Here is a 25,439-nt window from a genome sequence, read left to right on the forward strand (position 1 = left end):
GCCTAGAATCGTGGGTATGGCTCAGCGGAACACCTGGCAGCGCGATCGCGTGCGCGAAGCCCTCGCCGACGCGCGAGGATTCGTCAGCGCGCAGAATCTGCATGCCTCGCTCCGCGACGACAACACAGGCATCGGCCTCGCCACGGTCTATCGGGCCCTGGCCGGACTCGCCGCAGCCGGCGACGCCGACTCGCTGCAGAGCCCCGAAGGTGAGGCGCTCTACCGCGCCTGCACGACGCAGGGCCACCACCACCACCTGATCTGTCGCAACTGCGGACTCACGGTCGAGATCGAGGCGACCGACGTCGAGCAGTGGGCGCACCGCACCGCGGCCCTCCACGGCTTCACGGATGCCGCGCACGTGGTCGACATCTTCGGGCTGTGCGCCTCCTGCACCAACAAGCGGGACGCCGAAGAGGCAGCGAACGCGTGACCACCCAGGCCGCTCCACGGCCGGTGCACTCGCACCGGCCCTCCCGATCGCCGCGCTCGCCGTGGATCGGGGTCGGCCTCGGCGCCGCGATCGTGCTCGCGCTCTTCCTGATCGACCGGTTCCTTCCGTCGCTCTTCACCGCGAGCCTGCCCAGCAGGGCTCAGGACGGACTGACCCTCGCCCTGAGCGTGCTCATCGAGGCGCTGCCGTTCGTGATCCTCGGCGTGCTGCTGTCGATCGTCGTCCAGGTGTGGCTGCCCGCCGACGTCATCCACCGCTGGCTGCCGAAGCGCGCATGGGCCCGGCGTGCGGTGCTGTCGCTGCTCGGCATGCTCATCCCGGTGTGCGAGTGCGGCAACGTGCCCTTCGCCCGCGGTCTCATGATGCGCGGGCTCGCACCGGCCGAGGCGCTGACGTTCCTGATCGCCGCCCCGATCGTGAACCCGATCGTGATCCTGACCACGCACGCGGCATTCGGCTTCGATGACGGCATCCTGGTGGCCCGTCTCATCGGCGGATACCTGATCGCCAACCTCATCGGCTGGATCTACAGCCGCCACCCCTCGCCCGACTCGCTGCTCACCCAGCGGTTCATCGACACCTGCGACCGCGTCACGCACGAGCACGGCACACCGGTGCGCCGCAGCCTCACGCAGTTCCTCGTCGAGCTGCGCGCCGTGATGCCCGCGCTCGTGATCGGATCGGCGCTCGCCGGAGCGGTGCAGGTGCTGATCCCGCGCGAGGTGCTGCTGGCGATCGGCTCGAACCCGGTGCTGTCCATCCTGGCGATGATGGCCCTCGCGATGACCGTCGCGATCTGCTCGAACGTCGACGCCTTCTTCGCCCTGTCGTTCGCCTCCACCTTCTCGTCGGGCGCGCTCGTGGCGTTCCTGCTCGTCGGCCCGCTCGTCGACGTGAAGATGCTCGCTCTCATGCGCACGACCTTCACCACCCGCACCCTCGTCGGGATCGTCGGCGTGGTGCTGTTCGCCGCCTTCGCGATCGGGATCGGGGTGAACGTCCTTGTCTGATCACGCGCACCCCACGCAGGCCCGCTCGCGCGCCCGTGCCCTGGGCACCCGCTGGCTCGGCATCGGTCTCGCCACGGTGATCTCGGTCGTCACGCTCGGACTCGGCCTGACCGGTCGCCTGAATCTCTACATCAGCCCCGAGTCGGTGTGGTTCGCCTGCGCCGCGGCCGTCGTGACTCTTGCCGGAGCGATCTGGTCGTGCACCCTGCCGCTCGGCGAAGAAGGCGACCACGGACACGATCACGGACACGGCACGGATGCGGATGCCGAGCCGTCGCCTCGCCGCAGCCTCGCCCTCGTGGGCACGGTCACCGGAGGTGTCGTCGCCTCGGGTGTCGTCATCGCAGCGCTCGTGCTGCCGCCCGCATCGCTGTCGGTCGAGCTGGCGATGTCGCGGGTCGGAGAGCAGACCGCGCTGTTCGCCGGGGCCGACGATGTGACCCTCGGGGTCGCCGACACCGCGACCTTCGGGGTGGGCGACTGGGCGAGCGTGTTCGCGACGGCGACCAACACCGCCGCCTACGACGGCAAGACGGTCACGCTGACCGGCTTCGTCACCCCCACGGATGCCGACGGCGTCAACCTCACGCGCCTCGTCATCACGCACTGCGTGATCGACGCGCAGCCGGCGACGCTGCCGGTGACGATCGACGCGGGAGAGTTCGACACCGGCCAGTGGGTCGAGGTCGAGGGCACGGTCAAGGCGGATGCCGACGGCTCGCTGCACGTCGAGCCCACCACCGTCACCGCGATCGACGAGCCTCAGGACCCGTATGAGTACTGACGACGAGCGCCCCGACCTCCCGGCGGTGCCGCGCACGCGCGCCGAGCTGCGCGCCGCCCGCGAGGCGGAAGCGGCCGCTGCTGCCGCGGATTCCCCGTCGCCGTCGGTGAGCGACGGCGGCGCAGCCGAACCCACCGCCCAATCGCCGGACGAGGGCGGCGGGGCAGAGCGAGACGGAACCTCTCCTGCGACCGACACGCCTGTCGTCTCGCCTGCGGCTCGCGGGGCTCGCGGGGCCGGCGGCGAACGGCCGACGCGTTCGACCTTCGTCCCGCCTGATGCGGAGTCCACGACGTCGTTCGCGGCTCACTCCACGACCGACTACGCGCCCCCGGCGCCGGTGCAGCCGAAGGCCGAGAAGAAGCCGAAGGCCGAGAAGAAGCCCAAGCCGGCGAAGGCCGCCAAGCCCGCAAAGGCCGCCAGGCCCGCGAAGCCCGCCAAGCCGGAGAAGCCCGCGAAGCCCGCGAAGCCCGACACCCCGAGCGACCGCCGGTTCCTGCTGGCGCTCGGCGCTGTGCTCGGCATCCTCGTGCTGGTGGGGGCGGGACTCGGCGTCGTCAGCCTCACCCAGGGACCCCGCATCACCGAGGTGCAGGTCGACCCGACCGAGGCCATCGAGACCTCCGGCAGCCGGGTCATCCTCACCGCGAACCAGTCCCTCGCCGCGATCGACGAATCGCAGGTGACGGTCGATCCCGCCGTGCCCTTCACCCTCGACGCCGCGGGCCGCGGCATCGGCATCCGCTTCACCGTGCCGCTCGACGATGACACCGAGTACACGGTGAAGGTCGCTGATGCGGTCGGCGCCGGAGGCGGCCCGAGCGCCACGCTGTCGACGAGCTTCTCGACTCCGGCATCCCACATCTTCCTGCTGCGCCGAGACCCCGACGGGAACGACCAGATCTTCCGCACCGACCTATCGGGCGAGAAGGCGCAGCCCGTGTTCGCGGCCGATAAGATCAACGACTTCCGCGCGACGTCGTCGCAGCTCGTGGTCTCGGTCGAGGAGGACGAGGGCTCGAAGCTGCTCGTGATGGACCGCGACGGGACGGACCAGCGCGAGCTCGAGCTGCCCGGTGTCGGATACGTCGGGGCGATCCAGGTCTCCGACCGCGGGGGTCTGGTCGGCTACAGCTACTCCGACAAGGAGCTCAGCGATACGGAGGGGCGCGCCAGCGTGCTCGTCACCCAATCGCTGAGCGGCGACGACGAACCGGTGGTGACAGAGGTCGGGGGCAAGGAGGCGAACATCTTCGTCTGGCAGTTCGTGCCGGACAGCTCCGCCGTGCTCTTCATCGACTTCGACGGTGCGCTCCCGCTGGTCGACCGCTCGACCGATGCGGGAGTGCAGTCCCTCGGACTCGCGACGACCATCCAGGGCATCTCGCGGGGCACGTACACGGCGATCGTCGAGCGACTCGACGGCACGGTGGTCGAGCTGAACCTCGCTGACGGGTCGGAGGTGCCGCTCGAAGCATCGACTCCCGACTACGGCACCGCGATCACGATCACGCCGTACCCCGGCGGCACGCTGCGCCACGTGGTGTCGCGCGACGAGAACGGTCTGCCCGTCGGTCAGGCGGTCATCCGGGTCAACGACGAGGGCGCGGCGACACCGCTCGTCGAGGTCGATTCGACCGACTCGATCCTGCAGGCCTGCGCGTCGCCCAGCGGCCAGTACGCCGCGGTCGTCATAGCGCCGGAGCTCGCCGACAACCCCTACGACCAGATGCTGCTGCCGCTGCCCGAGAACCTCGAGACGCACCTGCTCGACCTGCGCACGGGTGACGAGATCGTGGCGCTCACCGGCTTCGACGCCTCGTGGTGCCAGACGGCCCCACAGTTCTGAGCCCATGCCGACGGATGCCCTGCACCGAGCGACCCGCGCCGAGCTGAGCGGGCTGCCGGTCGAGGCCGCTCCGCTGCTGCTCGGCGGCGAGCTGCGCACCGTCGTCGCCGGCTCCGAGGTGCGACTCCGACTCACCGAGGTCGAGGCCTATCACGGGCAGGGCACGGGACCCGCGGCCGACCCCGGGTCGCACGCGCGCATGGGGCGCACCGCACGCAACGCGACGATGTGGGGCGAGCCGGGGCACCTGTACGTCTATCTGAGTCACGGCATCCACTCGTGCGTGAACGTCGTCTCGGGCCCCGAGGGTCAGGCGGGCGGGATCCTGCTGCGTGCGGGCGAGGTGGTGCACGGGGCGGATGCCGTCGCGGTGCGCCGCCGTGCGACGCCCCCTCTGACGGCGACTGCGCTGCGCGACCTCGCGCGGGGGCCCGGTCGATTCGGCCAGTCGGCGGGCCTGCGGCATCCGATCCACGACGGCATCGACGCGATCACCGGAGCGGAGTTCGCGGGCGCCCGCGCCGAGCTGTGGCTGCGTGACGAACCGGTGACCGATGTGGCGACCGGGCCGAGGGTCGGTGTGGCCGGCATCGCCGGGACCGCGGCATTCCCCTGGCGCTTCTGGATCTCCGGCGACCCGACGGTCTCGCCGTTCCGCTGGGGGAGGGGCGCTCAGGCCGAGTCTCTCCATACCACGGGCGTCGGCAGCATGATCCCTTCGCGCGGACGCTGATCGTCGCGCAGCTGCGCGAGGACGGATGCCGCGGCCGCGGCCCCGAGACCTTCGGCCGGCTGGTCGACGGTCGAGAGCAGCGGGGTGGTGCGCGTCGCCCACGTGCTGTTGTCGAAGCCGACCACGCCGACGTCATCCGGCACACGCCGTCCCGCTTCGCGCAGCGCCCACATCGCTCCGGCGGCCACCGCGTCGGACGCGGCGAAGACTCCGTCGATGTCGGGTGCTCGGTCGAGCAGTCGCCTCATGGCGGCGGCTCCGTCGGCGTAGGAGTACAGCGGCACCTCTTCGACGAGGTCCGGATCGAAGTCGTCGCCGAGAGCGTCGGTGAATCCGGCGAGTCGATCGGTGCCCGAGTCGCGGTCGAGGGCGGCGGCGATCATGCCGACCCTCGTGCGACCGGTCGCCAGCAGACGTGAGGTGACGGCCTGCGCGGCGCCGCGGTTGTCGACGCCGACCCAGGCGGCATCGACGTCGGGTGGGTGGCCGACGTAGGCGACAGGCAGGTCGAGTCGCATCACGGCCTTGGTGATCGGATCCTGCGCTCGGGCCGAGACGATCACAGCGCCGTCGACGAACCCGCCGTTGAGGTAGCGCGCGACGCGTTCGGTGTCTCGCACCGAGTCGACCACGAGGCAGACCATCTGGTAGTCCGCCTCGGAGAGAGTCTCGTTCGTGCCGAGCATGATCGCGCCGATGTTGGGGTCTTCGAGGAACAGCGCGTGCGGCTCGTGCACGATGAACGCGATGGCCTGGGTGCGCTGTCGCACGAGGTTCTGGGCGGCGGTGTTCGGCACGTAGCCGACCTCTCGGATCGCCTCTTCGATCGCGGTGCGCGCGGCGTCCGACACGTAGCCGCCGTTGATCACGCGGCTGACGGTTCCTCTGGAGACTCCGGCGACGCGCGCGACATCGTGCACGGTGCTGCGACGACGGGCCGAAGTGCTCATGATCGACAGCCTAGCGACCCGGACTTGACGGGATTCGCCACGACATGCGACGATGTGTGCACGTTCACAGAAATCCCGATCGCTGTTTCGACGCAGCGGACTGTGCACGTGCACACATGATCCGCAAAGGAGCGTCACCGATGGCCGCCGCTGTGTCCGACCGCATCGCCACCCTCTCCGCAGGGCGCGGCCTCGTCTTCGGATGCGACTACAACCCGGAGCAGTGGGACCGCAGCGTCTGGCCCGACGACGTGCGGCTCATGCAGCAGGCAGGCGTGGGTCTCGTGGCGATCAACATCTTCGGCTGGTCGTCGATCAACCCCGCCAGGGGAGTGTGGGACTTCGCGGCGCTCGACGAGATCATCGCGCTGCTGCACGCCGCGGACATCCGCATCAACCTCGGCACCGGCACGGCCTCGCCCGCACCGTGGCTCACCGCGCAGCATCCCGAGATCCTGCCGGTCGGCGAAGACGGGACCGTCTTCCAGCAGGGCGGTCGTCAGGGTACTGCCCGAGCTCGCCCTCTTCCGCGCGTACGCCGCCGAGGTCGTCACCCGTGTCGTCGAACGCTACGGCGACCACCCGGCCGTCGCGCTCTGGCACGTGTCGAACGAGCTGGGCTGCCACAACGCGCTCTGCTACTGCGACACGAGCGCCGAGGCCTTCCGTGGCTGGCTGCGCGAGCGGTACGCCGACATCGACGCGCTGAACCGCGCGTGGGGCACGACATTCTGGAGCCAGCGCTACAGCGACTTCGACGACGTGCGGGTGCCCGCTCAGGCCCTCTCGCTGCGCAACCCGGGGCAGATCCTCGACTTCCAGCGCTTCAGTTCCGACGAGCAGCTCGCGCTCTACCGCGCCGAAGCCGCGATCCTGCGCGAGCGGAGCGACGTGCCGGTGACGACCAACTTCATGGTCACCGCGCACATCCGCAACCTCGACTACTGGTCGTGGGCGGGCGAGATGGATCTGATCGCCAACGACCACTACCTCGACCGTCGCCTCGACGACGCGCGAGGCGAGCTCTCGTTCGCCGCCGACCTCACCCGCGGCCTCGCCCAGGGTGCGCCGTGGCTGCTCATGGAGACCTCGACCGGCGCAGTGAACTGGCAGCCCTACAACCTCGCCAAGGCTCCCGGTGAGCTGCAGCGCAACATCGCCGCGCACATCGCGCGCGGCGCCGACGGCATCTGCTTCTTCCAGTGGCGTGCGTCGACCCAGGGCGCCGAGAAGTACCACACGGCACTCGTGCCGCACGCGGGCGAGGACTCCGACCAGTGGCGCGAGGTCGTCGCGCTCGGCGGACTCCTCGATCGCCTGGGCGAGGTCGCCGGGACGCGCGTCGTCGCCGACGCCGCACTGTTCTTCTCCTGGGAGAGCTGGTGGGCCGCCGAGAACGAGGGCCGTCCGAGCGAGGCGCTGACCTACCTCGGCCAGGTGCATGCCGCGCATGCCGCGCTGGCGGATGCCGGCATCACCACAGACGTCGTACGCCCCGGCGGCGACCTCGACGGCCACCGCCTGCTGATCGTTCCCGCGCTGCACCTCATCGGCGATGCGGATGCCGCGGCGATCGCCCGCGCGGTCGAGAACGGCGCGACAGCACTGATCACCTTCTTCAGCGGCATCGTCGACGAAGAAGACAGAGTGCGCACCGGCGGCTATCCCGGCGCGTTCCGCGACCTGCTCGGCATCCGCTCGGAGGAGTTCACGCCCCTGCGTCCCGACGAGACCGTCACCCTGACCGACGGCACGACCGCGACAGTGTGGAGTGAGCGCCTGAAGGCCACGGATGCCGAGGTCATCGCGTCGTTCGTCGACGGCCCCGCCGCCGGACACCCCGCGATCACGCGGCGCGCGGCGGGAGCGGGCGAGGCCTGGTTCCTCGGCACCCAGCCCGCTCGCGAGGACTACCGCGCACTGATCGCACGGCTCGCCGCATCCGCGGGTGTCGCGCCCGTCCCCGGCGCCGGACCCGACGTCGAGATCGTGCGCCGCACCGGCGATGCCGGCTCGTTCCTGTTCGTCATCAACCACGGATCCACGGATGCCGAGGTCGCGGCCGCAGGTCACGACCTCGTCACCGACGCCCGCGCCACCGGCCTGGTGCCGGCCGGTGCGGTCCGCATCATCAAGGAGGATGTATGACCACCACGCTCGCCGCTCCGGCGGTCGCCTCAGCGCCGAAGGCGCCGGGCCGCCGCCGACGGATCCCGCACAAGGGCGCCATCGCGTTCCTCATCGTGCCCTTCGGCGTGCTGTTCGCGCTGTTCTACGTCGTCCCCATCGCCTACGCGTTCTGGCAGTCCCTGCTCGTGGTCGAGCGCGACGGCACCTTCGGCAAGGCCGAGCAGGTGTTCGGCGGCTTCACGCAGTACGTGCTCGTCTTCCAGAACGAGGCCTTCTGGGCATCGATGGGGCGGATGCTGACCTTCGGCGTCGTGCAGGTGCCGGTCATGCTCGGCCTGGCCCTGCTGTTCGCGCTGCTGCTGGACTCGCCGCTCGTCCGCGGCAAGCGCTTCTTCCGCCTCGCGTTCTTCGTGCCGTATGCGGTGCCCGGTGTCATCGCCGCGATCATGTGGGGCTCGCTGTTCTCGCCCAACCTCTCGCCGTTCACCGCGATCACCAAGAACATCGACTTCCTCGGGGCAGACCTCGTGCTGTGGTCGATCGCGAACGTCGTGACGTGGGTCTACGTCGGCTACAACATGCTGATCATCTACTCGGCGCTGCTCTCGATCCCGCAGGAGCTCTACGAGGCGGCCATCCTCGACGGCGCCGGACAGTGGCGCATCGCCTGGTCGATCAAGATCCCGCTGGTGCGCCCGGCGATCGTGATGACCGCGATCTTCTCGATCATCGGCACGCTGCAGCTGCTCGCCGAACCGCAGGTCTTCCGTTCGTTCAGTTCGGCGGTCACGAGCACGTTCACCCCGAACATGACCGTCTACGCCACGGCATCCATCCCGAACACCAACCTCGCGGCCGCCTTCTCGGTCGTGCTGGCCGTGACGACGTTCGTGCTGTCGTTCGGATTCATGAAGTACATGCAGCGCAAGGAGCAGAACGCATGAGCACCATGACGATCGTCGCCCCCGGTCGGGGCTCGCGCGCACAGGCCCCGCGCGGAAAGGGTGCTCGCGAATCGGGCATCTCCCGCACCGGCGCCATGCTGATCATGGCCGTGTTCACGGTCTACTTCCTGCTGCCGCTGTGGTGGCTGCTCGTCGCGTCGAGCAAGGAGACCGGCGACATCCTGACCACCGCCCCGCTGTGGTTCGCCGACTTCCACCTGCTCGACAACATCGCCGAGCTGTTCGCCTACCGCGACGGCGTCTACCTGCGCTGGCTGCTGAACTCGGTGCTCTACGCCGCGCTCGGCGGTGCCATCGCGACCCTGCTCGCCGCCATGGCCGGCTACGCCCTCGCGAAGTACCGGTTCCCGGGCCGCGACCTGATGTTCGACATCGTGCTCGGCGGAGTGCTGGTTCCGGCCACGGCCCTCGCGCTGCCGCTGTTCCTCATCTTCAGCCAGGCGCAGCTGACCAACACGTTCTGGTCGGTGTTCCTGCCGTCGATCGTGAGTCCGTTCGGCGTCTACCTGGCGCGGATCTTCGCGGCCTCCTCCGTTCCCGACGAACTGCTCGAGGCGAGTCGGCTCGACGGCGCGGGGGAGATCCGCACGTTCTTCACGGTCAGCATCCGACTGATGACGCCCGCGCTGGTGACGATGTTCCTCTTCCAGTTCGTCGCCATCTGGAACAACTTCTTCCTGCCGATGATCATGCTGCGATCCGAAGACCTCTTCCCGGTCGTCTTCGGTCTCTACAACTGGAACAACCAGCTGAACCAGCTGCCGGAACTCCGTGGTCTCGTGCTGATCGGCGCTCTGCTGTCGGTCATCCCGCTGATCGTCACCTTCCTCCTGCTCCAGCGCTTCTGGCGCAACGGACTGGGCGCCGGCGCCCTGAAGTGAGCAGGCGGCCGCCCGGACCGACCGGACGGCCCGCACCACCGCACCATCCCTACCGCACCACCCCCATCGCATCCACGAAAGGATCGAAATGCAGCATTCGAAGATGAAGGCAGCCGCTGTCATCGCCATCTCGGCACTCGCGCTCGCCGGTTGCTCGGCGTCCGGCGGAGACAGCTCCGGCACCGGCGGCGAAGCCGCCGCGTGCACCCCGGCGGACGGCGACGTCACGCTCGAGTTCACCTCCTGGATCCCCGGCATCGAAGACGTCGTCGAGATCTGGAACGAGGCCAACCCCGAGATCCAGGTCGACGTGCAGACCGGCCCGAACGGCAACGGCGGCACGTACCAGAACTTCTTCAACCAGATCAAGGCCGGCGATGCGCCCGACCTCGGTCAGATCGAGTACGACGCGCTGCCGAACTTCCTCGTGCAGGACGGCCTCGAAGACCTCAGCGGCTGTGAGGACGTCGTCGCCGCGGAGGACCAGTTCGTCGACTGGGCCTGGGGACAGGTCACCCTCGGCACCGAGGGCGTCTACGGCGTTCCGCAGGACACCGGCCCCATGGCGCTGTTCTACCGCGCCGACCTCTTCGAGCAGAACGGCATCGCGATCCCCACCACGTGGGACGAGTACCGCGAGGCGGCCGTGAAGATCCGTGACCTCGGCGGATACATCACCAACTTCTCGCAGTCGGACATCAACCAGTTCGCCGGCTTCGCCTGGCAGGACGGCGCTCAGTGGTTCTCGAGCGACGACGAGGGCTGGACGGTGTCGCTGGCCGACGACGCGACCACCACGGTCGCCGACTTCTGGCAGAGCATGCTCGACGACGACCTCGTCGCCACGGTTCCCGCCTGGACCGACGAGTGGAACAACGCCTACAACTCCGGTCAGGTCTGGACCTGGAACTCCGCCGTCTGGGGCGCCAACTCGATCTCCAGCGGAGCCCCCGACACCGCCGGCTCCTGGGCTGTCGCACCGCTGCCGCAGTGGGAGGCCGGCGGCACCGCGGCCGGCAACTGGGGCGGGTCGTCGACCGCTGTCCTCAAGGGCAGCGAGCACGTCTACGAGGCGACGAAGTTCGCGCTGTGGCTCAACACGTCGGATGAGGCGCTGACCGCGCTCGCCGAGGCCGCCAACCTCTACCCGGCCACGACAGCCGGTCTCGAGCTGCCGGTCTACGCCGAGGGCGTCGAGTTCTACGGCGGACAGAAGATCTACGACGTCTTCGCCGACGCCGCCACCCAGGTCTCCCCCGACTTCGCGTGGGGCCCGACCATGACCCAGACCTACTCGGACGTGTCCGACGGCTTCAAGGCCGCGGTCTCGGGCAACGGCACTCTGCTCGACGCGATCGAGAAGGGCCAGACGGCGACCATCGACGCGCTCAAGGCCGCATCGATCCCCGTCACGGAGTAACACCTCTCGGAGGCCCGCCCGTATGCTCACGGGCGGGCCTCCCCTTTCGTCTGGAGCGGCAATGAGCGAACTCGTCCACCTGACCTCGGCCGGCGTCAGCGTCGTCATCGACACGACGAGTGCGCGACTGCTGCACTGGGGCGCGGCGCTCGACACCGCCGACCTCGACGCACTCGCGGTGTCGTCGACCGGGGCTGTGACGTTCAGCTCGTTCGACGCCTCGCGCACCGTCCCGCTGCTGGCTGTCGAAGCCGACGGATGGTCCGGCGCCCCGGCGCTCGCGTGGCACCGCGGCGGGCTGCACAGCGCTCCGCTGCTGCGCTCGACCGGGTGGAAGGCGACGGAGTCATCGCTGCGCGGGGAGTTCGCGGATCCCGCGGCCGGCGCATCCGTCGTCCTCGATCTCGAGCTGGATGCCGTCGGCGTGCTCGCCGCCCAGGTGTCGGTCACGAGCACGGCGGATGCTGCCGAGCCGCTCGACCTGCTCGCCGCGCGCATCCTGCTGCCGATCCCCGCACATGCGACAGAGGTGCTCGATCACACCGGACGCTGGACGGGCGAGCGGCGACCACAGCGAGGCGCCCTGCGCCACGGAGCGCATCTGCGTCAGGTGCGCCGCGGTCGCGGTGGCCACGACGCCCCGTACCTGACCGCGATCGGCACCGACGGGTTCGGCTTCCGCCGAGGGGAACTGTGGACCGCGCACGTCGCGTGGAGCGGGGACCTCGAAGTCGGCGTCGAGCGTCTTCCCGAGGGTGCCGGCGTTCACGGGGCGGTGCTCGGCGGGGAGAGCTGCTGCTGCCCGGCGAGATCCGGCTCGGCGCGGGGGAGACCTACGTCTCGCCGCAGGTGTTCCTCGCCTACGGCGAGAGCGGGCTCGACTCCGTGTCGGCCCGCCTGCATCAGACCGTCCGCGCGTTCTCCGCACACCCCACGACGCCGCGCCCTCTCGTGCTCAACACCTGGGAGGCCGTGTACTTCGACCACGACCCCGCGAAGATCATCGAGCTGGCCGAGGCTGCGGCATCCGTCGGCGTCGAGCGGTTCGTGCTCGACGACGGATGGTTCCGCGGACGCCCCGACGACCGATCAGGACTCGGCGACTGGTTCATCGACGACGCCAAGTGGCCGGAGGGGCTGCGGCCGCTCGCCGATCAGGTGCACGGTCTCGGGATGCAGTTCGGTCTCTGGTTCGAGCCCGAGATGGTGAACCCGGTCTCCGACCTCGCCGCGCAGCATCCGGACTGGGTGCTGCAGGCCGCGCCCGACGCGCCCACCTGGCGGCATCAGAAGGTGCTCGACCTGGCGAACCCGGATGCCGCGGCCCACCTGCTGGAGCGCATCGACGCCCTGGTCTCCGAGATCGGCATCGACTTCATCAAGTGGGACCACAACCGCGACCTGCACGCCGCGGTGTCGCCGCACACCGGCCGCGCGTCCGTGCACGCTCAGACGGCCGCCTTCTACGCCCTGCTCGACGCGCTGCGCGAGCGGCATCCCTCTCTCGAGATCGAGTCGTGCGCGAGCGGCGGAGCCCGCTTCGACCTCGGGGTGCTCCAGCGCACCCAGCGCGTCTGGGGCTCGGACTCGAACGATCCGATCGAACGGCAGCAGATCCAGCGCTGGACAGGCACTCTCGTGCCCCCGGAGGTCGTGGGGTCTCACGTCGGTCCGCCGGTCGCCGAGACGACGCATCGCGCGGCATCCTTGCCGTTCCGCATGGCCACCGCGCTGTTCGGGCACGCCGGCATCGAGTGGGACATCACGCGGTGCACGGATGACGAGCGGGAGGCGCTGACCCGCTGGACGGCGCTCTATCGCGAGCTGCGGCCGCTGCTGCACTCCGGGGTCACCGTGCGCAGCGACGAGGTCGACGACGAGACGCTGCTGCACGGCGTCGTCGCGGTCGACGGCTCGCGCGGTGTGTTCGCGTGGGTGCGGCAGGGTGCGTCGGTCGACGCGTTCACGCCGCGCACCCGCATCCCCGGACTGCAGCCCGGCGGGCGCTACCGGCTGCGGGTGCGGGACGAGCTGGGAACCGCGACGCGGCATCAGGTCTCGGACCCCGCTTGGCTGGATGCCGGGATCGAGGCGACCGGCGCGTTCTTCGAGACGGTCGGGGTGCCCCTGCCCCTGCTCGCGCCGGGGGCGGCGCTGCTGCTCGAGGTCGTTCGGGTCTGACTCGGGGTCATGCTAGACTGACTCTTTGTCTGCGCACACTCCTGTGCGTAGTTCGCGTGCTTCCCCTTCTTCGGCCGAGAGATCGGCGATGCGGGGTGGCGCGCAGACAAGGGATCTTGGGTGAGACCGTCCGGTCTCACGGTATAGAAGGAGTCACATCATGGCAGCAGTGTGCCAGGTGACAGGAGCTGTTCCCGGCTTCGGTCACAACGTCTCGCACTCGCACCGCCGGACGAAGCGTCGCTTCGACCCGAACGTGCAGAAGAAGACCTATTTCGTCGCTTCGCTCGGTCGTAAGATCACGCTCAACGTGTCCGCCAAGGGCATCAAGGTGATCGACGTCCGCGGCATCGAGAACGTGGTCAAGGACCTCCAGGCGAAGGGTGTGAAGCTCTAATGGCCAAGAAGGCTCAGGACGTACGTCCGATCATCAAGCTGCGCTCCACGGCAGGTACGGGCTACACGTACGTGACCAAGAAGAACCGCCGCAACACCCCCGACCGCCTCGTGCTCAAGAAGTACGACCCGGTCATCCGTCAGCACGTCGAATTCCGAGAGGAGCGTTGATCAATGGCTAAGAAGAGCAAGATCGCTCGCAACGAGCAGCGCAAGGTCATCGTCGAGCGTTACGCAGAGCGTCGCGCCGAGCTGAAGAAGACCCTGGTCGACCCGAACGCCACCGACGAGGCCCGCGAGGCCGCACGCGTCGGCCTGCAGAAGCTGCCGCGCAACGCGTCGCCGGCTCGCGTGCGTTCGCGCGACGTCATCGACGGCCGCCCCCGCGGTGTCCTCACGAAGTTCGGCGTCTCGCGCGTCCGCTTCCGTGACATGGCACACCGTGGCGAGCTGCCCGGTGTCACCAAGTCCAGCTGGTAAGTCTCAGCAGACAAGCCGAAAGGGGCGAGGATCTTCGGATCCTCGCCCCTTCGCTGTCCCCGGCCTGCGGCCCTCGCTGCGAAGGGGATCTCTCGCTGAGAAGGGGATGCTGCGCCATTCGCTCCTTCGTTGCATGAGATCTCCTTCGCAGCAGTCGCTCTGCACCGAGGGACCGAGTTCACGGTTCTCTACAGGGGCCGGGTGCGCGGCCTCCTCGGAAGCCGACCACGGGGGAGTATCGCCTGATGGATGCGGTCACCGAGCTCGAACGTCAGGGTGGGGTCGCGCGCGTCGAGCGACTTCGGTCACTCGGGGTGAGCGCTCACACACTGCGCCGTGCGAAGGAGCTCGGTGCGGTGAGATCGATCCGCCGAGGATGGATTGCGCTGCCCGACGCCGACCCGATCGTCGTGGGCGCCGCGACTCGCGGGGTCGTCATCACCTGCGTCACCGCAGCCGAGCGCATGGGGTTGTGGGTGCCGAACGCATCGTCCGTCCACGTGGCTGCCCGCCCGAATGCCGCCCGCGTGCGGGTGCCGTCGCAGGTCGTCGTCCACTGGTCGCGCCCGGTGGTTCAGCGCGACCGCGACTCCACCGTCGACGGGCTCGTCAACACCCTCGCCGTGGTGGCGCGCTGCCAGCCGAGAGAGACCGCCCTGGTGATCTGGGAGTCGGCTCTGAACAAGGGGCTCGTCGACGAGCGTGTGCTGTCGCGATTCGAGCTGCCGCCCGCCGCCCGGGAGCTGCTCGAATCCGCCAGGCCGTTCTCGGACTCGGGTCTCGAGACGATCTTCGTGTCGAGGCTGCGGTGGTTGGGTCTTGCGATGGTGCAGCAGGCGTGGCTGCACGGACACCGTGTCGACCTCCTGATCGGCGAGCGCCTGGTGATTCAGATCGACGGAGCGACACACGTCGGAGCACAGCGGACGGCTGACATCGAGCATGACGCACAGCTCATGCTCCGTGGCTATCACGTGCTGCGGTTCGGATACGAGCAGATCATGGCTCGCTGGCCAGAAGTGCAGGCGATCATCATGGATGCTGTCGCTCAGGGCAGGCATCTCGGCTGATGTCCTCGCTTGCAGAGAAGGAGATCTCACCCAGCGAAGGACCGAATGCCTCATCCAGTCCTTCGCTGCGCGAGATCTCCTTCGCGCACCGAGTCGCTCTCCGTATCGCAGACGCCCTCCGAAGCGCCGCAGCGCCCCGCATCAGGCGACGGATGCTGCCGCGTGCTCCACCGCCCAGGTGAGCGCGTAGTCGGCGATCTCCTCCCAGCCGTCCTGACTGACGAGACGGTGGGTGCGGCCCGCATACTCCTTGTACTCGACGATGGCGGTGCTGCCGGACGAGTGGTACTTCTTCACGATCGCGCGGCCGATGGCCGGGGGCACGACGTGGTCGATCTCGCCGGTGATGACGAGCAGCGGGGCGCGGTCGGCGCGTGCGTAGTCGACGTGGGTGACTCCGCCCTTCTCGTTGAGCACCGAGGTCACGCCCTCGAAGAAGACCTTGTTGTAGGAGTTCACGGCGTATTCCTCCCAGAGGGCGTCGGATGCTGCGCGGGGGAGGTCGTTGCCGAACGTGAAGTGGAAGTGGCGCTTCGACAGCGGCTTGGCTCCGTTGATGCCGAAGGGGTTGGAGAGGATCGGCGTTCCGGTCCACAGGGTCGAGAGGGGCAGTGCGGTGACGCCGGCGGTCTGTCCCGGGGCCACGCCCACGTAGGCGGCGCCGAGGCCGCGGTCGGCGAGCATCTGGGTGAGCACGCCGCCGAACGAGTGGCCCATGATGATCGGCTTGGCCGGAAGCGCACGGATGATGCGCTCGTAGTTGTCGGCGATCTGCTTCAGGCCGATCCCCTTGAGGGCCGACGGGTCGCGGCGGATGTCCTCGACGGAGCGGTCATCGATCCCGGGCCATCCCGGGATGATCACCTCGTGGCCCTGCGCGCGGAACCGCTCGGCCCACGTGTCCCAGCTCTTCGGCGTCATCCAGAGTCCGTGGATCAGGACGATCGGGGTCTTGTCGGTGCTGTTCATCGTTTCTTCTCCTATGTCTGCCCCGCCCGGTGCGAGTGCGTTACGCTGATAGTAGACCGAACGTTCTATCTAGCACAACCTATTCCCGAAAACCCGAATCGGATGACACGATGAGAGGGATCATCATGAAGACCACGACTTCCACCTCCGCTCCGACGACGGCTCCTAAGCGGCCCAGCGCAGCCCGCACCCGGCTGATCGACACCGCCACCAGGCTCTTCTACGAAGAGGGGATCCATGCGGTCGGCGTCGACCGCATCATCGATGAGGCCGCGGTCACCAGGGCGACGCTCTACAACCAGTTCGGCGGCAAGGAGAACCTCGTCCTCGCGTACCTGCGCAACGAAGACGAGATGCTCCGCGCGATGTTCGCCGACGCGGGCGAGGCGGTGACGGATCCTGCGCAGCTGATCGACGCCGTGATCGACGGCATCGCCGCCGACATCCGCCTCCGGCACACGCGTGGCTGCCCGTTCATCAACGCGGCAGCGGAGTATCCGGATGCCGACGGTGCCGTCCGTCTGCTGATCGACGAGCACCGGGAGTGGTTCCGCTCGACGCTCCAGGCCGTCGCCGAGCAGGCCGGCCTCGAGAGCCCCGTCGATGTCGCGGCGTCCCTCGTGCTGCTGCGCGACGCCGCGCTCGTCGGCGGGTACCTCGACGGAGACGAGCGGGTCACGCCGGCGTTCGAGCGCACCGCGCGCTCGGTGGTCGCCGCCCACCGCCCGCTCTGACGCGGCGACGGGGCGGCGGATGGCGGCGGGTCGATGGCGGCCAGCTGGCGGCTGACTGGCGGCTCGGTGGCGTGGCGGCGGATCGGGGCCGCTGGAGAGCATGGAGAACATGAACACGACACGGATCACGGAACTGCGCCAGGCGCAGGGGTGGACTCAGGAACGACTGGCGACCGAGAGCGGCGTGGGACTCAGGACCGTGCAGCGCCTGGAAGCCGGACAGGATGCGAGCCTGGAGACGCTGTCTCTGGTCGCGGATGCGCTGCAGGTGCCGGTGCGGGACCTCTTCGCCACGATCGACGATGAGGCACTCAGCAGCCGGGTCGATTCGCTGCAGCAGCGCACGGATGACCAGCAGGCCGCGCGTGATCGCATCGCCCACGCCTGGACCTGGCTCTATGTCGGCATCGGCATCGTGTGCACGCTGCTGAGCTTCACGTTCTCGTATGGACTCGTGCTGTTCCTGTCCTACTGGGTGGGCGGGTATGTGATCCTCACTGCGCTGCGTCGGATCGTCCTCGAGCCACGGCTGGACGCCCGGTACCCGTTGTCGAAGGAGACCCGCACCCGTCGTGCGAAGCGCCGCGCCGCGATGGCCTCCGCCACGGCCGACGACGCATCCCCGACCGCCACGACGACGGCCGAACCGACCTGAGACGCGTCGTCGCCCGGGCTGATCTGCGCGCGCCGAGCGAAGGAGATCTCTCTCACGCAAGGATCGAACGGTGATTCCGAGCCTTCGCGGCAAGAGATCTCCTTCCCACGATGAGGCCGACAGGCGCGCTGAAATCGATGCCCCACGAGTCACATTCGTCACTTCTGCCCCACGACACGCCGCCGAAAAGCCCAAAACCCGCGAAATGACGCGGAAATGTGGGTGGTGGTTGGTACATTCAAGGCGGTCACTCGACCAACGGAGGGCAGCAGCCCTCTGAACCACAACGATGCGACGGGAACCTCGTCGCTGGAGGATGACATGGCTGACAAGTCCATCACCAAGACCGAGCTCGTCGCGAGCATCGCTTCTGCCACCGGCCAGAGCCAGGCCACCGTCTCGGGTGTCCTCGACGCGCTGTTCTCCTCGGTCTCCGACGCTGTTGCCAAGGGCAGCAAGGTCTCGATCCCGGGCTGGATCTCGTTCGAGCAGGTCGCGACCGCAGCTCGCACGGGCCGCAACCCGCAGACCGGCGCCGAGATCAAGATCCCGGCCGGCCACCGCGTCAAGGTGACCGCTGGTTCCAAGCTCAAGGCTGCCGTCAAGTAAGACCGCACCTCTTCGAAGGCCGCTCCCGATCCGTCGGGGGCGGCCTTCGTGCGTCCTCCCGGATCCGCGGCTTAGGCTGGAGGGGTGAGTGCCCGCGCCGTGCAGACCCCGACCCGCTCCGCGTATCGCGCGGCCGGAATCGGCATCCTGCTCGCGACCGGACTGATCGGCGTGATCTTCGCCCTCGTGATCGGCGGAGGCGCGGCTCCGCTGCTGCTGCAGGATCCGGGTCCCTTCGTGCGCTGGGCCACCCCCATCGTCAAGCTCGTGATGAACATCGCGGCCGCGGCGATGCTGGGTTCGCTCGTGCTGGCGCTGTTCGCCCTGCGCAGCGAGGAGAAGTCATTCGACACGGCGCTCAACACGGCCTCGGCCGGCGCTGCCGTCTTCACGGTCACCGCCGGCATCAGCGGATTCTTCACCTTCATGGCGGCCTTCAACCCGCAGCTGAGCGCCGAGCGCGAGTTCGGTGAGCAGCTCGGACGATTCCTGCTGCAGCTGCCGCTCGGTCAGTCATGGCTGATCACCACCATCATGGGTTCGGTGATCACCGTGCTCGCGTTCGCGTGGCGCACGTGGACGCCGACGCTCATCACGGCGATCCTCGCCGCGGCATCCTTCCTTCCGCTGGCGACGCAGGGTCACTCCGGGGAGCTCGCCGGTCACAACATCGCGGTGAACTCGATCCTGCTGCACACGATCGGCGCGGCGGTGTGGCTCGGCGGCCTGCTGCTCGTCGTGATCCTGCGCGACCGCTCGGGCGTGGGCACGGCGCAGCTGGTGAGCCGCTATTCGAGTCTCGCGATCGCCGCGTTCGCCGTCGTCGCGATCTCGGGTCTCGCCCGCTCCGTCGTCTCGTTCGGCGACATCTCGCAGCTCTGGACGCCGTACGGCACCATCCTGCTCGCGAAGGTCGTGCTCCTCGTCGGTATGGGAATGCTGGGCGCCTGGTATCGCACCCGCCTGATCCCTCGGCTCGAGGACGACGGAGCCGCGCGCTGGTTCTGGATGCTGGTGCTGTGCGAGGTCGCTCTGATGGGTCTGGCCTCGGGAGCTGCCGCCGCGCTCGCGCGCACGCCCCCGCCCACCGGCGAGGAGGCGGCGTTCGTGCAGACCCCCGCCGAGAACCTCACCCGCTCCCCGCTGCCGCCGGAGTTCACGATCGACCGCTGGTTCACGGCGTGGGACATCGACGTGCTCTGGCTGGTGGCCGCCGGGTTCGGCCTCTTCCTCTACCTCGCCGGCGTGCGCCGACTGCGGCTCCGTGGTGACCGCTGGCCGATCCACCGCACCGTGTTCTGGGTGCTGGGAATGCTGATGCTGCTCTGGGTCACGGGCGGCCCGATCAACGCGTATCAGGAGTATCTCTTCAGCGTGCACATGCTGGGGCACATGATGCTGTCGATGGCGATCCCGCTGCTGCTGGTCTCGGGGGCGCCGGTCACGCTGGCCCTTCGAGCGATCCACAAGCGCGACGACGGCACCCGCGGTGGTCGCGAATGGATCATGTGGGCCGTGCACTCGCCGTTCTCGAAGGTCGTCACCCACCCGTTCGTGGCGGCGGGCATCTTCATCCTGTCGCTGTGGGCGTTCTACTTCACCGACCTGGTGCGCTGGTCGATGTTCGAGCACCTCGGCCACGAGTGGATGGTCGCGCATTTCCTCATCTCCGGCTACCTGTTCGTGCTGAGCCTGGTCGGCGCCGACCCGGTGCCCTACCGTCTGCCCTACCCGGGGCGCCTCATCACCCTGATCGCCATCATGGCCATGCACGCCTTCTTCGGCGTCGCGATCATGATGCAGGAGGGGCTGATGGTCGCCGACTGGTTCGGGTCGATGGGGCGCACCTGGGGCCCGACGCCCATCGAGGATCAGTACATCGGCGGCGGCATCGCGTGGTCGATCGGAGAGATCCCGACTCTGATCCTCGCGATCACCGTGGCGATCCAGTGGAGCCGCAGCGACACCAAGCTGCAGAAGCGCCGCGACCGTCATGCAGACCGCACGGGCGAGGCGGAGCTCGAGGAGTACAACCAGAAGCTCGCGGCTCTCGCCGAGCGCGACCTGCGTCAGGCGGAGCGCGACGCGCGGTGACCGTGCTCCCGGCCGGCGTCAGCCCGTGGACTCCTCGTCGGGGGATCCGACCCGGATCGACACCTTGCCGTCGGGGAGGATCGTGATCGATCCGTTCACCTGGAACGGGACGTCTTCCGACCGCTCCTGAACCGAGCCGTCGAAGAGCGAGCGGATCTCGACGTCGACGTGCGCGACGGCATCCGTCGGGGGATCTTCCAGTGTCCGCCGTCGGGCACGACGCTCACCTGCGGTTGTGCGGCGATCGACCACTTCGGCAGCGAGGCGAGGCGGTTGGAGACCTCGAGGCCGAACGGGCAGGCGGTCGGCTGCAGCACCTCCTGCGTCGTGCAGGTGGTGAGGAACTCCTCGACCCGCTGCTGCACCACCGCGACGAAGTCCGAGGTGGGCTCGGTCTGCACGTCGACGGGCGTGGTGGCGAGCGGGGTGTCGGCGAGGACGCCGATGCCCTCGGACTCCGCGATCGCAGTGTCGACGGTGACCGAGTACAGCCCCGGCGTGAAGACCAGCAGGGGAAGGGGATCGAGGGGTGCGGCCTCCGCCCCGGCGGGTGAGACCTGGCGGCGATCCATCTCGAAGCCGTTGACGGCGAACTGATCGGCACCGCGCACCGTGAGCTCGACCACGGCCAGCGGGCTCGTCGTGAAGCGCCAGTTGGGGGTGACCCCCGCCCAGCCGTCCTGCTCGACGGTGAAGGTGGTGGTGCCGGCGTGCCCGCTCGCCTCGTACGACACGGTCACCTCGGTCTTGCCGGACTCGTCGGCCTGTTCCGACTGCACCTCCACGTCGGTGAGCGGCGCGAGTGCCGAGTGACGCAGCAGCGCCTCCGACGCCGTGGCTCCGATGCCGGCGATCTCGAGGGTCTCCCGATCGATCGCGACGCCGGGCACGCGCAGAGCGTCAGCCGCTCGTCCTTCCGAGAGCAGGTCGAGGTAGCGCACGACGAACGCCGACGGCCCGTAGAACTGCTGGTACAGGGTGGCTCCACCTGCACCGAGAGCGGCGACGAGCACGAGGCCGACGACCGCGAGGAGCGCGAGATCGGCAGCGAGGCGCGAGCGCCGGGGCGCCTTCGTCTCGACCTGCTGCATGGCGTCAGTCTAGAAGCGTGGCCTGGGACGACGCCGTGCGTGAGTCGGTGTGCGTCGGCCGCGATCGCTGTGTTCCTCGGATGCCGGGCGGCGCCGCCACGTAGCATGGGGAGGCACGGTCTCGCCGTGCATTCCCGCCTCCGTCCGTGTGAGAGAACCGTGTCGCTTCCCGCCCTGTCCGAAGAGCAGCAAGAGCTGTTCCGGTTGATCGAGGACACCAGCGAGCACGTCTTCATCACCGGTCGAGCGGGCACCGGCAAGTCGACGCTGCTGCAGTACTTCTCGTGGAACACGAAGAAGCAGATCGCCATCTGCGCGCCGACCGGCGTCGCCGCGCTCAACGTCGAGGGTCAGACGATCCACTCCCTGTTCCGGCTGCCGATCGGACTGATCGGCGACTCGGACATCGATCAGAACGACAACACGCGACGGATCCTCAATGCGATCGAGACGCTCGTGATCGACGAGATCTCGATGGTCAACGCCGACCTGATGGATGCGATCGACCGTTCGCTCCGTCAGGCGCGGGGCAAGCGGGGCATCCCGTTCGGCGGAGTGCAGATCGTGATGTTCGGCGATCCGTATCAGCTGGCTCCCGTGCCGCCGCGCGGCGACGAGCTGCGCTACGTCAAGGACCACTACCGTTCGTTCTGGTTCTTCGATGCCAAGGTCTGGGCGGGTCCGGCCGGCGGTGAGGGTGACGATGACGACGGGGGACTGTTCGCCGTCGACACCCGGGCCGAGCTGCACGTGCGCGAGCTCGTGCAGATCCACCGGCAGTCGGATGACGGTTTCAAGGCGATGCTGAACGCGGTGCGGTACGGGCGGGTCACCGCGGAGATCGCGGGAGTGCTGAACACGCAGGGCGCGCGCACACCACCGGACCCGGAGCCGGGAGAGGTGCCGATGATCACCCTCGCCACCCGCAACGACATCGTGAACACCATCAACAGCCGCCACCTCGCAGCGCTGCCCGGCAAGGAGCAGACGGCGCGTGCCGAGGTCAGCGGCGAGTTCGGGAAGGGCGAGGCGTCGCTGCCGGCCGAGTCGGAGCTCAAGCTCAAGATCGGCGCGCAGGTGATGTTCCTCCGCAACGACACCTCGATGTCGGGCGAGCCGCCGCGGTGGGTGAACGGCACGATCGGCACGGTCGTGCGGATCCTCGGAGAGACCGTGCGCGTCGAGATCGACGGCGAAGAGGTCGATGTCGAGCCCGCGGTCTGGGAGCGGTTCCGATACTCCTACGAGCCGAGCACCAAGAAGCTGAGCCGTGACGTCGTGGCGGAGTTCACCCAGTTCCCGCTGCGCCTCGCGTGGGCGGTCACGATCCACAAGTCGCAGGGCAAGACCTACGACCGCGCGATCATCGACCTCGGCTCAGGCGCCTTCGCTCCAGGGCAGACCTATGTGGCGCTGTCTCGGCTCACGTCCCTCGACGGGCTCTACCTGTCGAGGGCGCTGCGCCCGAGCGACATCCGCGTCGACGAGGATGTGCGCCGCTTCATGCGCGACGCGTGGCTCGCGGCATCCACTCCCGAGGTCGGGAAGGGCTGAGCCCGTTCGTCGTCAGGCGGCGACGCGTGCGCGGTCGAGGTCTTCGAAGAGCTCGGTGTTGAACCGGTAGGCGAGCAGGACCTCGTCGATCACGCGCTCGCGCTCGGCGTCGTCCCAGGGGGCGGAGTCGAGCTGCTCGCGGTAGACGTCCTTGAACGCCGACGGGTCGGCGATGTCGTCGAAAAGATAGAAGCCGATGCCGTTGGTCTCGAAGCCGAAGCGGCGTGCCATGACGCGTCCGATGAAGATGCCGCCCGACAGATCGCCGAGGTAGCGCGTGTAGTGATGCGCGACGAAGCCACCGGCCCAGGTCGCCCCGACCTGGCGGATGCGCTCGACGTAGCGCTGCGTGGTCGGCAGCGCGACGATCACATCGCGCCAGTGCGCCCCGAGGAGGAACTCGAGGTCGGCCTCGAGCGCGGGCAGGCGGGTCAGCTTGTCGCTGAGGAAGACGGATGCCACGGGGTCCTGGCGCATGCGCTCGCCCGCGCCCTCGAGGGCTTCGTAGATGAAGTAGTGCTGCGCAACGAGCGCGATGTAGTCCTCGCGCGATCCTTCGCCCTTGAGCAGGTCGGACATGAAGCCGGCACCCTCGCTGCGCGAGTGCGAACCGGAGGATCGCTCACGGAGGGCTGCGGAGAAGGAGAGGATCTCGGACATGTGCCCAGTGTAAGGGTCGCCTAACCTGAAAGGAAACCCCTCGGTGAGCCGAGCGTCATGCGTGCGGGCGCGGCTCGACCCCGAGCTTCTCGCAGGCGAGATCGTAGAGCGCGACGACCTCGCGGCGCACGGCGGGGCGCTCCGTGATCGGGCCGGAAGGCCAGGGGATGCGCAGCTCGGAGGCCTCGCCGGAGCGGGTGACCTTCCAGACTCCGCCGTCGCCGTCGAGGTCCGTCATCACGGCGTCGGTGATCTCGTCCGACTGAGACCCTCCGGTCGGCGCGAAGGCGCGCGTGATGAGCAGATTGTCATCGGTGTGGTCGCCGTTCATGTGGCGGAGGATCGCGGAGACGACGTCGGCATCGAACGTGTGGGGCATGGTGATCACCCTAAACGGCGTTCGGTGATGCCTTTCTTTCAGGATGGGCGTTCTAGACTCGGGAGACACGTCTTCCGGGGGTCCCCTTTCATGCAGCTTCTCTCGTCGCGCACGTTCCGCGCAGCAGTGGCCGGCGCAGCCGCGCTCGGGCTCTTCCTCACCGGCTGCACGGCCGAACCGGAGTTCAGCTACCAGCCTCCGTCCCAGGTCGACGGCCCTCTGCCTGACGACACGGTCGCCGCCATGGAGGCGGCCATCACCAACGCGCTCGCCGCATCGGGTGCCTCGGGCGCCGTCGTGGGCGTGTGGGCTCCGTGGAGCGGCAGCTGGGTCGCCGGCCTCGGCACCCAGACCCCCGGCGGCGACGAAGAGATCAGCACCGACATGTCCTTCCGGATCGCGGACATGACGCGTCTCATGACGTGCGACGTGCTCTACGGTCTGGCCGATGACGGCGTGGTCGATCTCGACGACCCCGTGCCCGACCACGTCTCGGGCGTCGCTGACATGAAGGACATCACGCTGCTCGACCTGTGCAACAGCACGAGCGGCGTCGGCTCGTCCGAGGCGACCGCGCAGGCCGCATGGTTCACCACCCCCGAGCGCGTGTGGGCACCCCTCGAGCTCGCGGCGTACGGCCTCGGCGCCCCGCGCACCACTCCGAAGACGACCTACACGAACTCGGATGCCGGCTACCTGCTGCTCGGACTCGCACTCGAGCGGGCGTCCGGCCGCACGGCGTCCGAGCTGATCGCCGAGTACGTGACCCAGCCGCTCGGTCTCTCGGCGACGTCGCTGCCTTCGCCGGCCCCGGCGCCGCCCTCTGACGGACCGGTCATGAACGGGCACTACCTGACACCCGTCGAAGGCGGGTACGACTGTGCGGCCCCGGTCGACATCACCACGCTCTCGTCGAGCACCGGCTACACCGACTCCGGCGTCGTGTCGACGATCGAGGATCTCGGTCGGTACGCCCAGGCCGAAGCCGCGCAGAAGCTGCGCACGAAGGACGAGCCGAACCGCTTCGGAGCTCCCCTGCCGCAGGGCCCCCAGGCTCCCTCCTGGCTCCAGGCCACGGGCGGGGCTCTGCTCGTCGGCTCGATGGTCGGACAGGCGGGCTGGACTCCCGGGTATCAGACGTCGGCGTTCTCCGACCCCGAGACGGGCTTCACGGTCGCGGTGTCGCTCAACAACTCGACGACCGGCGCGACGACCGCGATGTACCTGGCCTGGGAGCTCGCGGCGATCGCCTCCAAGGTGCCTGCGGCCGCGGGTGAGACCGCTCCCGAGTTCGGGCTTCCGTTCACGGCCGAGCAGTATCACCAGGCCATCACGGACTCGGCGGTCGCCTGCGTCGCACCGCCGGCCGCCTAGGGCCCGGCGCACGACCG

At 68.9% G+C, this 25,439-nt stretch carries 25 protein-coding genes and 2 pseudogenes; 22 read left to right on the forward strand and 5 right to left on the reverse strand.

Going from position 1 to position 25,439, the window contains the following annotated elements; genetic code table 11:
- Positions 1-16 precede the first annotated feature (16 nt).
- Genes ACZZ93_RS11850 through ACZZ93_RS11870 form a run of 5 tightly spaced genes read left to right on the forward strand, consistent with a single transcriptional unit; the run spans position 17 to position 4,830 of the window.
- The gene (locus ACZZ93_RS11850) at positions 17-433 is read left to right on the forward strand and encodes a Fur family transcriptional regulator (protein ID WP_042540517.1); all 417 of its coding nucleotides are present in this window, start codon (positions 17-19) and stop codon (positions 431-433) included.
- A gap of 23 nt (positions 434-456) precedes the next feature.
- Positions 457-1,464 carry a permease gene (locus ACZZ93_RS11855; RefSeq protein ID WP_053099299.1) on the forward strand — a complete coding sequence of 336 codons (1,008 nt, stop codon included), beginning with the start codon at positions 457-459 and terminating at the stop codon, positions 1,462-1,464.
- Positions 1,457-2,248: a TIGR03943 family putative permease subunit gene (locus tag ACZZ93_RS11860; protein WP_232224497.1), complete on the forward strand. Its 792-nt coding sequence runs from the start codon at positions 1,457-1,459 to the stop codon at positions 2,246-2,248. Before ACZZ93_RS11855 ends, ACZZ93_RS11860 begins: the two co-directional genes overlap by 8 nt.
- Complete coding sequence (locus ACZZ93_RS11865; protein ID WP_463511162.1) at positions 2,238-4,097, forward strand: Ig-like domain-containing domain; 1,860 nt, start codon at positions 2,238-2,240, stop codon at positions 4,095-4,097. The genes ACZZ93_RS11860 and ACZZ93_RS11865 overlap by 11 nt, the downstream gene beginning before the upstream one ends.
- Positions 4,098-4,101: 4 nt before the next feature.
- On the forward strand, positions 4,102-4,830 hold the full coding sequence (locus ACZZ93_RS11870) for a DNA-3-methyladenine glycosylase (RefSeq protein WP_056275403.1): 729 nt from the start codon (positions 4,102-4,104) through the stop codon (positions 4,828-4,830).
- Here the strand turns inward: ACZZ93_RS11870 and ACZZ93_RS11875 are convergent.
- Positions 4,770-5,780 (reverse strand): LacI family DNA-binding transcriptional regulator, encoded by a 1,011-nt coding sequence (locus tag ACZZ93_RS11875; protein WP_056275400.1) that lies wholly within the window; start codon positions 5,778-5,780, stop codon positions 4,770-4,772. The two genes, ACZZ93_RS11870 and ACZZ93_RS11875, sit on opposite strands and share 61 nt — an antisense overlap.
- A 260-nt stretch (positions 5,781-6,040) precedes the next feature.
- Here ACZZ93_RS11875 and ACZZ93_RS11880 point away from each other — a divergent pair.
- The 11 genes and pseudogenes from ACZZ93_RS11880 to ACZZ93_RS11930 all read left to right on the forward strand — a co-directional run.
- Positions 6,041-6,232 (forward strand): annotated as a pseudogene (locus tag ACZZ93_RS11880) (beta-galactosidase); the annotation flags it as partial.
- A 55-nt stretch (positions 6,233-6,287) separates the two neighbouring features.
- Positions 6,288-7,928, forward strand: coding sequence for a beta-galactosidase (locus tag ACZZ93_RS11885; RefSeq protein ID WP_463511740.1), 1,641 nt, complete (start codon positions 6,288-6,290; stop codon positions 7,926-7,928).
- Entirely contained in the window at positions 7,925-8,854 is a 930-nt protein-coding gene (locus ACZZ93_RS11890; protein ID WP_053098126.1) for a carbohydrate ABC transporter permease, read from the forward strand. Before ACZZ93_RS11885 ends, ACZZ93_RS11890 begins: the two co-directional genes overlap by 4 nt.
- A complete protein-coding gene (locus ACZZ93_RS11895; protein ID WP_372984668.1) occupies positions 8,851-9,756 on the forward strand; it encodes a carbohydrate ABC transporter permease in 906 nt (301 codons plus the stop codon). Before ACZZ93_RS11890 ends, ACZZ93_RS11895 begins: the two co-directional genes overlap by 4 nt.
- Before the next feature lie 88 nt (positions 9,757-9,844).
- Positions 9,845-11,176, forward strand: coding sequence for an ABC transporter substrate-binding protein (locus tag ACZZ93_RS11900; protein WP_056275394.1), 1,332 nt, complete (start codon positions 9,845-9,847; stop codon positions 11,174-11,176).
- 61 nt (positions 11,177-11,237) lie between these two features.
- A pseudogene (locus tag ACZZ93_RS11905) lies at positions 11,238-11,876 on the forward strand (glycoside hydrolase family 36 N-terminal domain-containing protein); the annotation flags it as partial.
- Between the two features lie 149 nt (positions 11,877-12,025).
- The gene (locus tag ACZZ93_RS11910) at positions 12,026-13,357 is read left to right on the forward strand and encodes an alpha-galactosidase (RefSeq protein WP_463511163.1); all 1,332 of its coding nucleotides are present in this window, start codon (positions 12,026-12,028) and stop codon (positions 13,355-13,357) included.
- A gap of 160 nt (positions 13,358-13,517) precedes the next feature.
- On the forward strand, positions 13,518-13,754 hold the full coding sequence (rpmB, locus tag ACZZ93_RS11915) for a 50S ribosomal protein L28 (protein WP_042540533.1): 237 nt from the start codon (positions 13,518-13,520) through the stop codon (positions 13,752-13,754).
- Positions 13,754-13,924: a 50S ribosomal protein L33 gene (gene rpmG, locus ACZZ93_RS11920; protein WP_017203558.1), complete on the forward strand. Its 171-nt coding sequence runs from the start codon at positions 13,754-13,756 to the stop codon at positions 13,922-13,924. Before rpmB ends, rpmG begins: the two co-directional genes overlap by 1 nt.
- A 3-nt stretch (positions 13,925-13,927) precedes the next feature.
- Positions 13,928-14,233 (forward strand): 30S ribosomal protein S14, encoded by a 306-nt coding sequence (gene rpsN, locus ACZZ93_RS11925; protein ID WP_042540535.1) that lies wholly within the window; start codon positions 13,928-13,930, stop codon positions 14,231-14,233.
- Positions 14,234-14,478: 245 nt separating this feature from the next.
- The gene (locus tag ACZZ93_RS11930) at positions 14,479-15,303 is read left to right on the forward strand and encodes an endonuclease domain-containing protein (RefSeq protein WP_463511164.1); all 825 of its coding nucleotides are present in this window, start codon (positions 14,479-14,481) and stop codon (positions 15,301-15,303) included.
- 141 nt (positions 15,304-15,444) lie between these two features.
- On the opposite strand, the gene ACZZ93_RS11935 is transcribed toward ACZZ93_RS11930, so the two are convergent.
- A complete protein-coding gene (locus ACZZ93_RS11935; RefSeq protein ID WP_463511165.1) occupies positions 15,445-16,272 on the reverse strand; it encodes an alpha/beta hydrolase in 828 nt (275 codons plus the stop codon).
- Positions 16,273-16,397: 125 nt separating this feature from the next.
- Between ACZZ93_RS11935 and ACZZ93_RS11940 the strand changes: the two genes are divergently transcribed.
- From ACZZ93_RS11940 to ACZZ93_RS11955, 4 genes are all read left to right on the forward strand, one after another.
- Positions 16,398-17,006, forward strand: a complete 609-nt coding sequence (locus ACZZ93_RS11940) for a TetR/AcrR family transcriptional regulator (protein ID WP_372984664.1) — start codon at positions 16,398-16,400, stop codon at positions 17,004-17,006.
- A 109-nt stretch (positions 17,007-17,115) separates the two neighbouring features.
- Entirely contained in the window at positions 17,116-17,661 is a 546-nt protein-coding gene (locus ACZZ93_RS11945) for a helix-turn-helix domain-containing protein (protein WP_082586520.1), read from the forward strand.
- A gap of 321 nt (positions 17,662-17,982) precedes the next feature.
- Positions 17,983-18,270: an HU family DNA-binding protein gene (locus ACZZ93_RS11950; RefSeq protein ID WP_042541574.1), complete on the forward strand. Its 288-nt coding sequence runs from the start codon at positions 17,983-17,985 to the stop codon at positions 18,268-18,270.
- Between the two features lie 84 nt (positions 18,271-18,354).
- The gene (locus tag ACZZ93_RS11955) at positions 18,355-20,364 is read left to right on the forward strand and encodes a bifunctional copper resistance protein CopD/cytochrome c oxidase assembly protein (RefSeq protein WP_082297919.1); all 2,010 of its coding nucleotides are present in this window, start codon (positions 18,355-18,357) and stop codon (positions 20,362-20,364) included.
- 95 nt (positions 20,365-20,459) lie between these two features.
- Here ACZZ93_RS11955 and ACZZ93_RS11960 read toward each other — a convergent pair whose 3' ends face one another.
- A complete protein-coding gene (locus tag ACZZ93_RS11960; RefSeq protein WP_463511166.1) occupies positions 20,460-21,455 on the reverse strand; it encodes a hypothetical protein in 996 nt (331 codons plus the stop codon).
- Between the two features lie 159 nt (positions 21,456-21,614).
- Between ACZZ93_RS11960 and ACZZ93_RS11965 the strand changes: the two genes are divergently transcribed.
- On the forward strand, positions 21,615-23,009 hold the full coding sequence (locus ACZZ93_RS11965; RefSeq protein ID WP_053098120.1) for an ATP-dependent DNA helicase: 1,395 nt from the start codon (positions 21,615-21,617) through the stop codon (positions 23,007-23,009).
- A gap of 12 nt (positions 23,010-23,021) precedes the next feature.
- On the opposite strand, the gene ACZZ93_RS11970 is transcribed toward ACZZ93_RS11965, so the two are convergent.
- Positions 23,022-23,669, reverse strand: a complete 648-nt coding sequence (locus ACZZ93_RS11970) for a biliverdin-producing heme oxygenase (protein ID WP_053098119.1) — start codon at positions 23,667-23,669, stop codon at positions 23,022-23,024.
- Between the two features lie 55 nt (positions 23,670-23,724).
- On the reverse strand, positions 23,725-24,048 hold the full coding sequence (locus ACZZ93_RS11975) for a DUF2470 domain-containing protein (protein ID WP_372984662.1): 324 nt from the start codon (positions 24,046-24,048) through the stop codon (positions 23,725-23,727).
- Positions 24,049-24,138: 90 nt separating this feature from the next.
- Here ACZZ93_RS11975 and ACZZ93_RS11980 point away from each other — a divergent pair, with 90 nt between their 5' ends.
- Positions 24,139-25,422, forward strand: coding sequence for a serine hydrolase domain-containing protein (locus ACZZ93_RS11980; protein WP_053098118.1), 1,284 nt, complete (start codon positions 24,139-24,141; stop codon positions 25,420-25,422).
- Positions 25,423-25,439: the final 17 nt, after the last annotated feature.

This window comes from Microbacterium sp. AC026 (assembly GCF_979258475.1).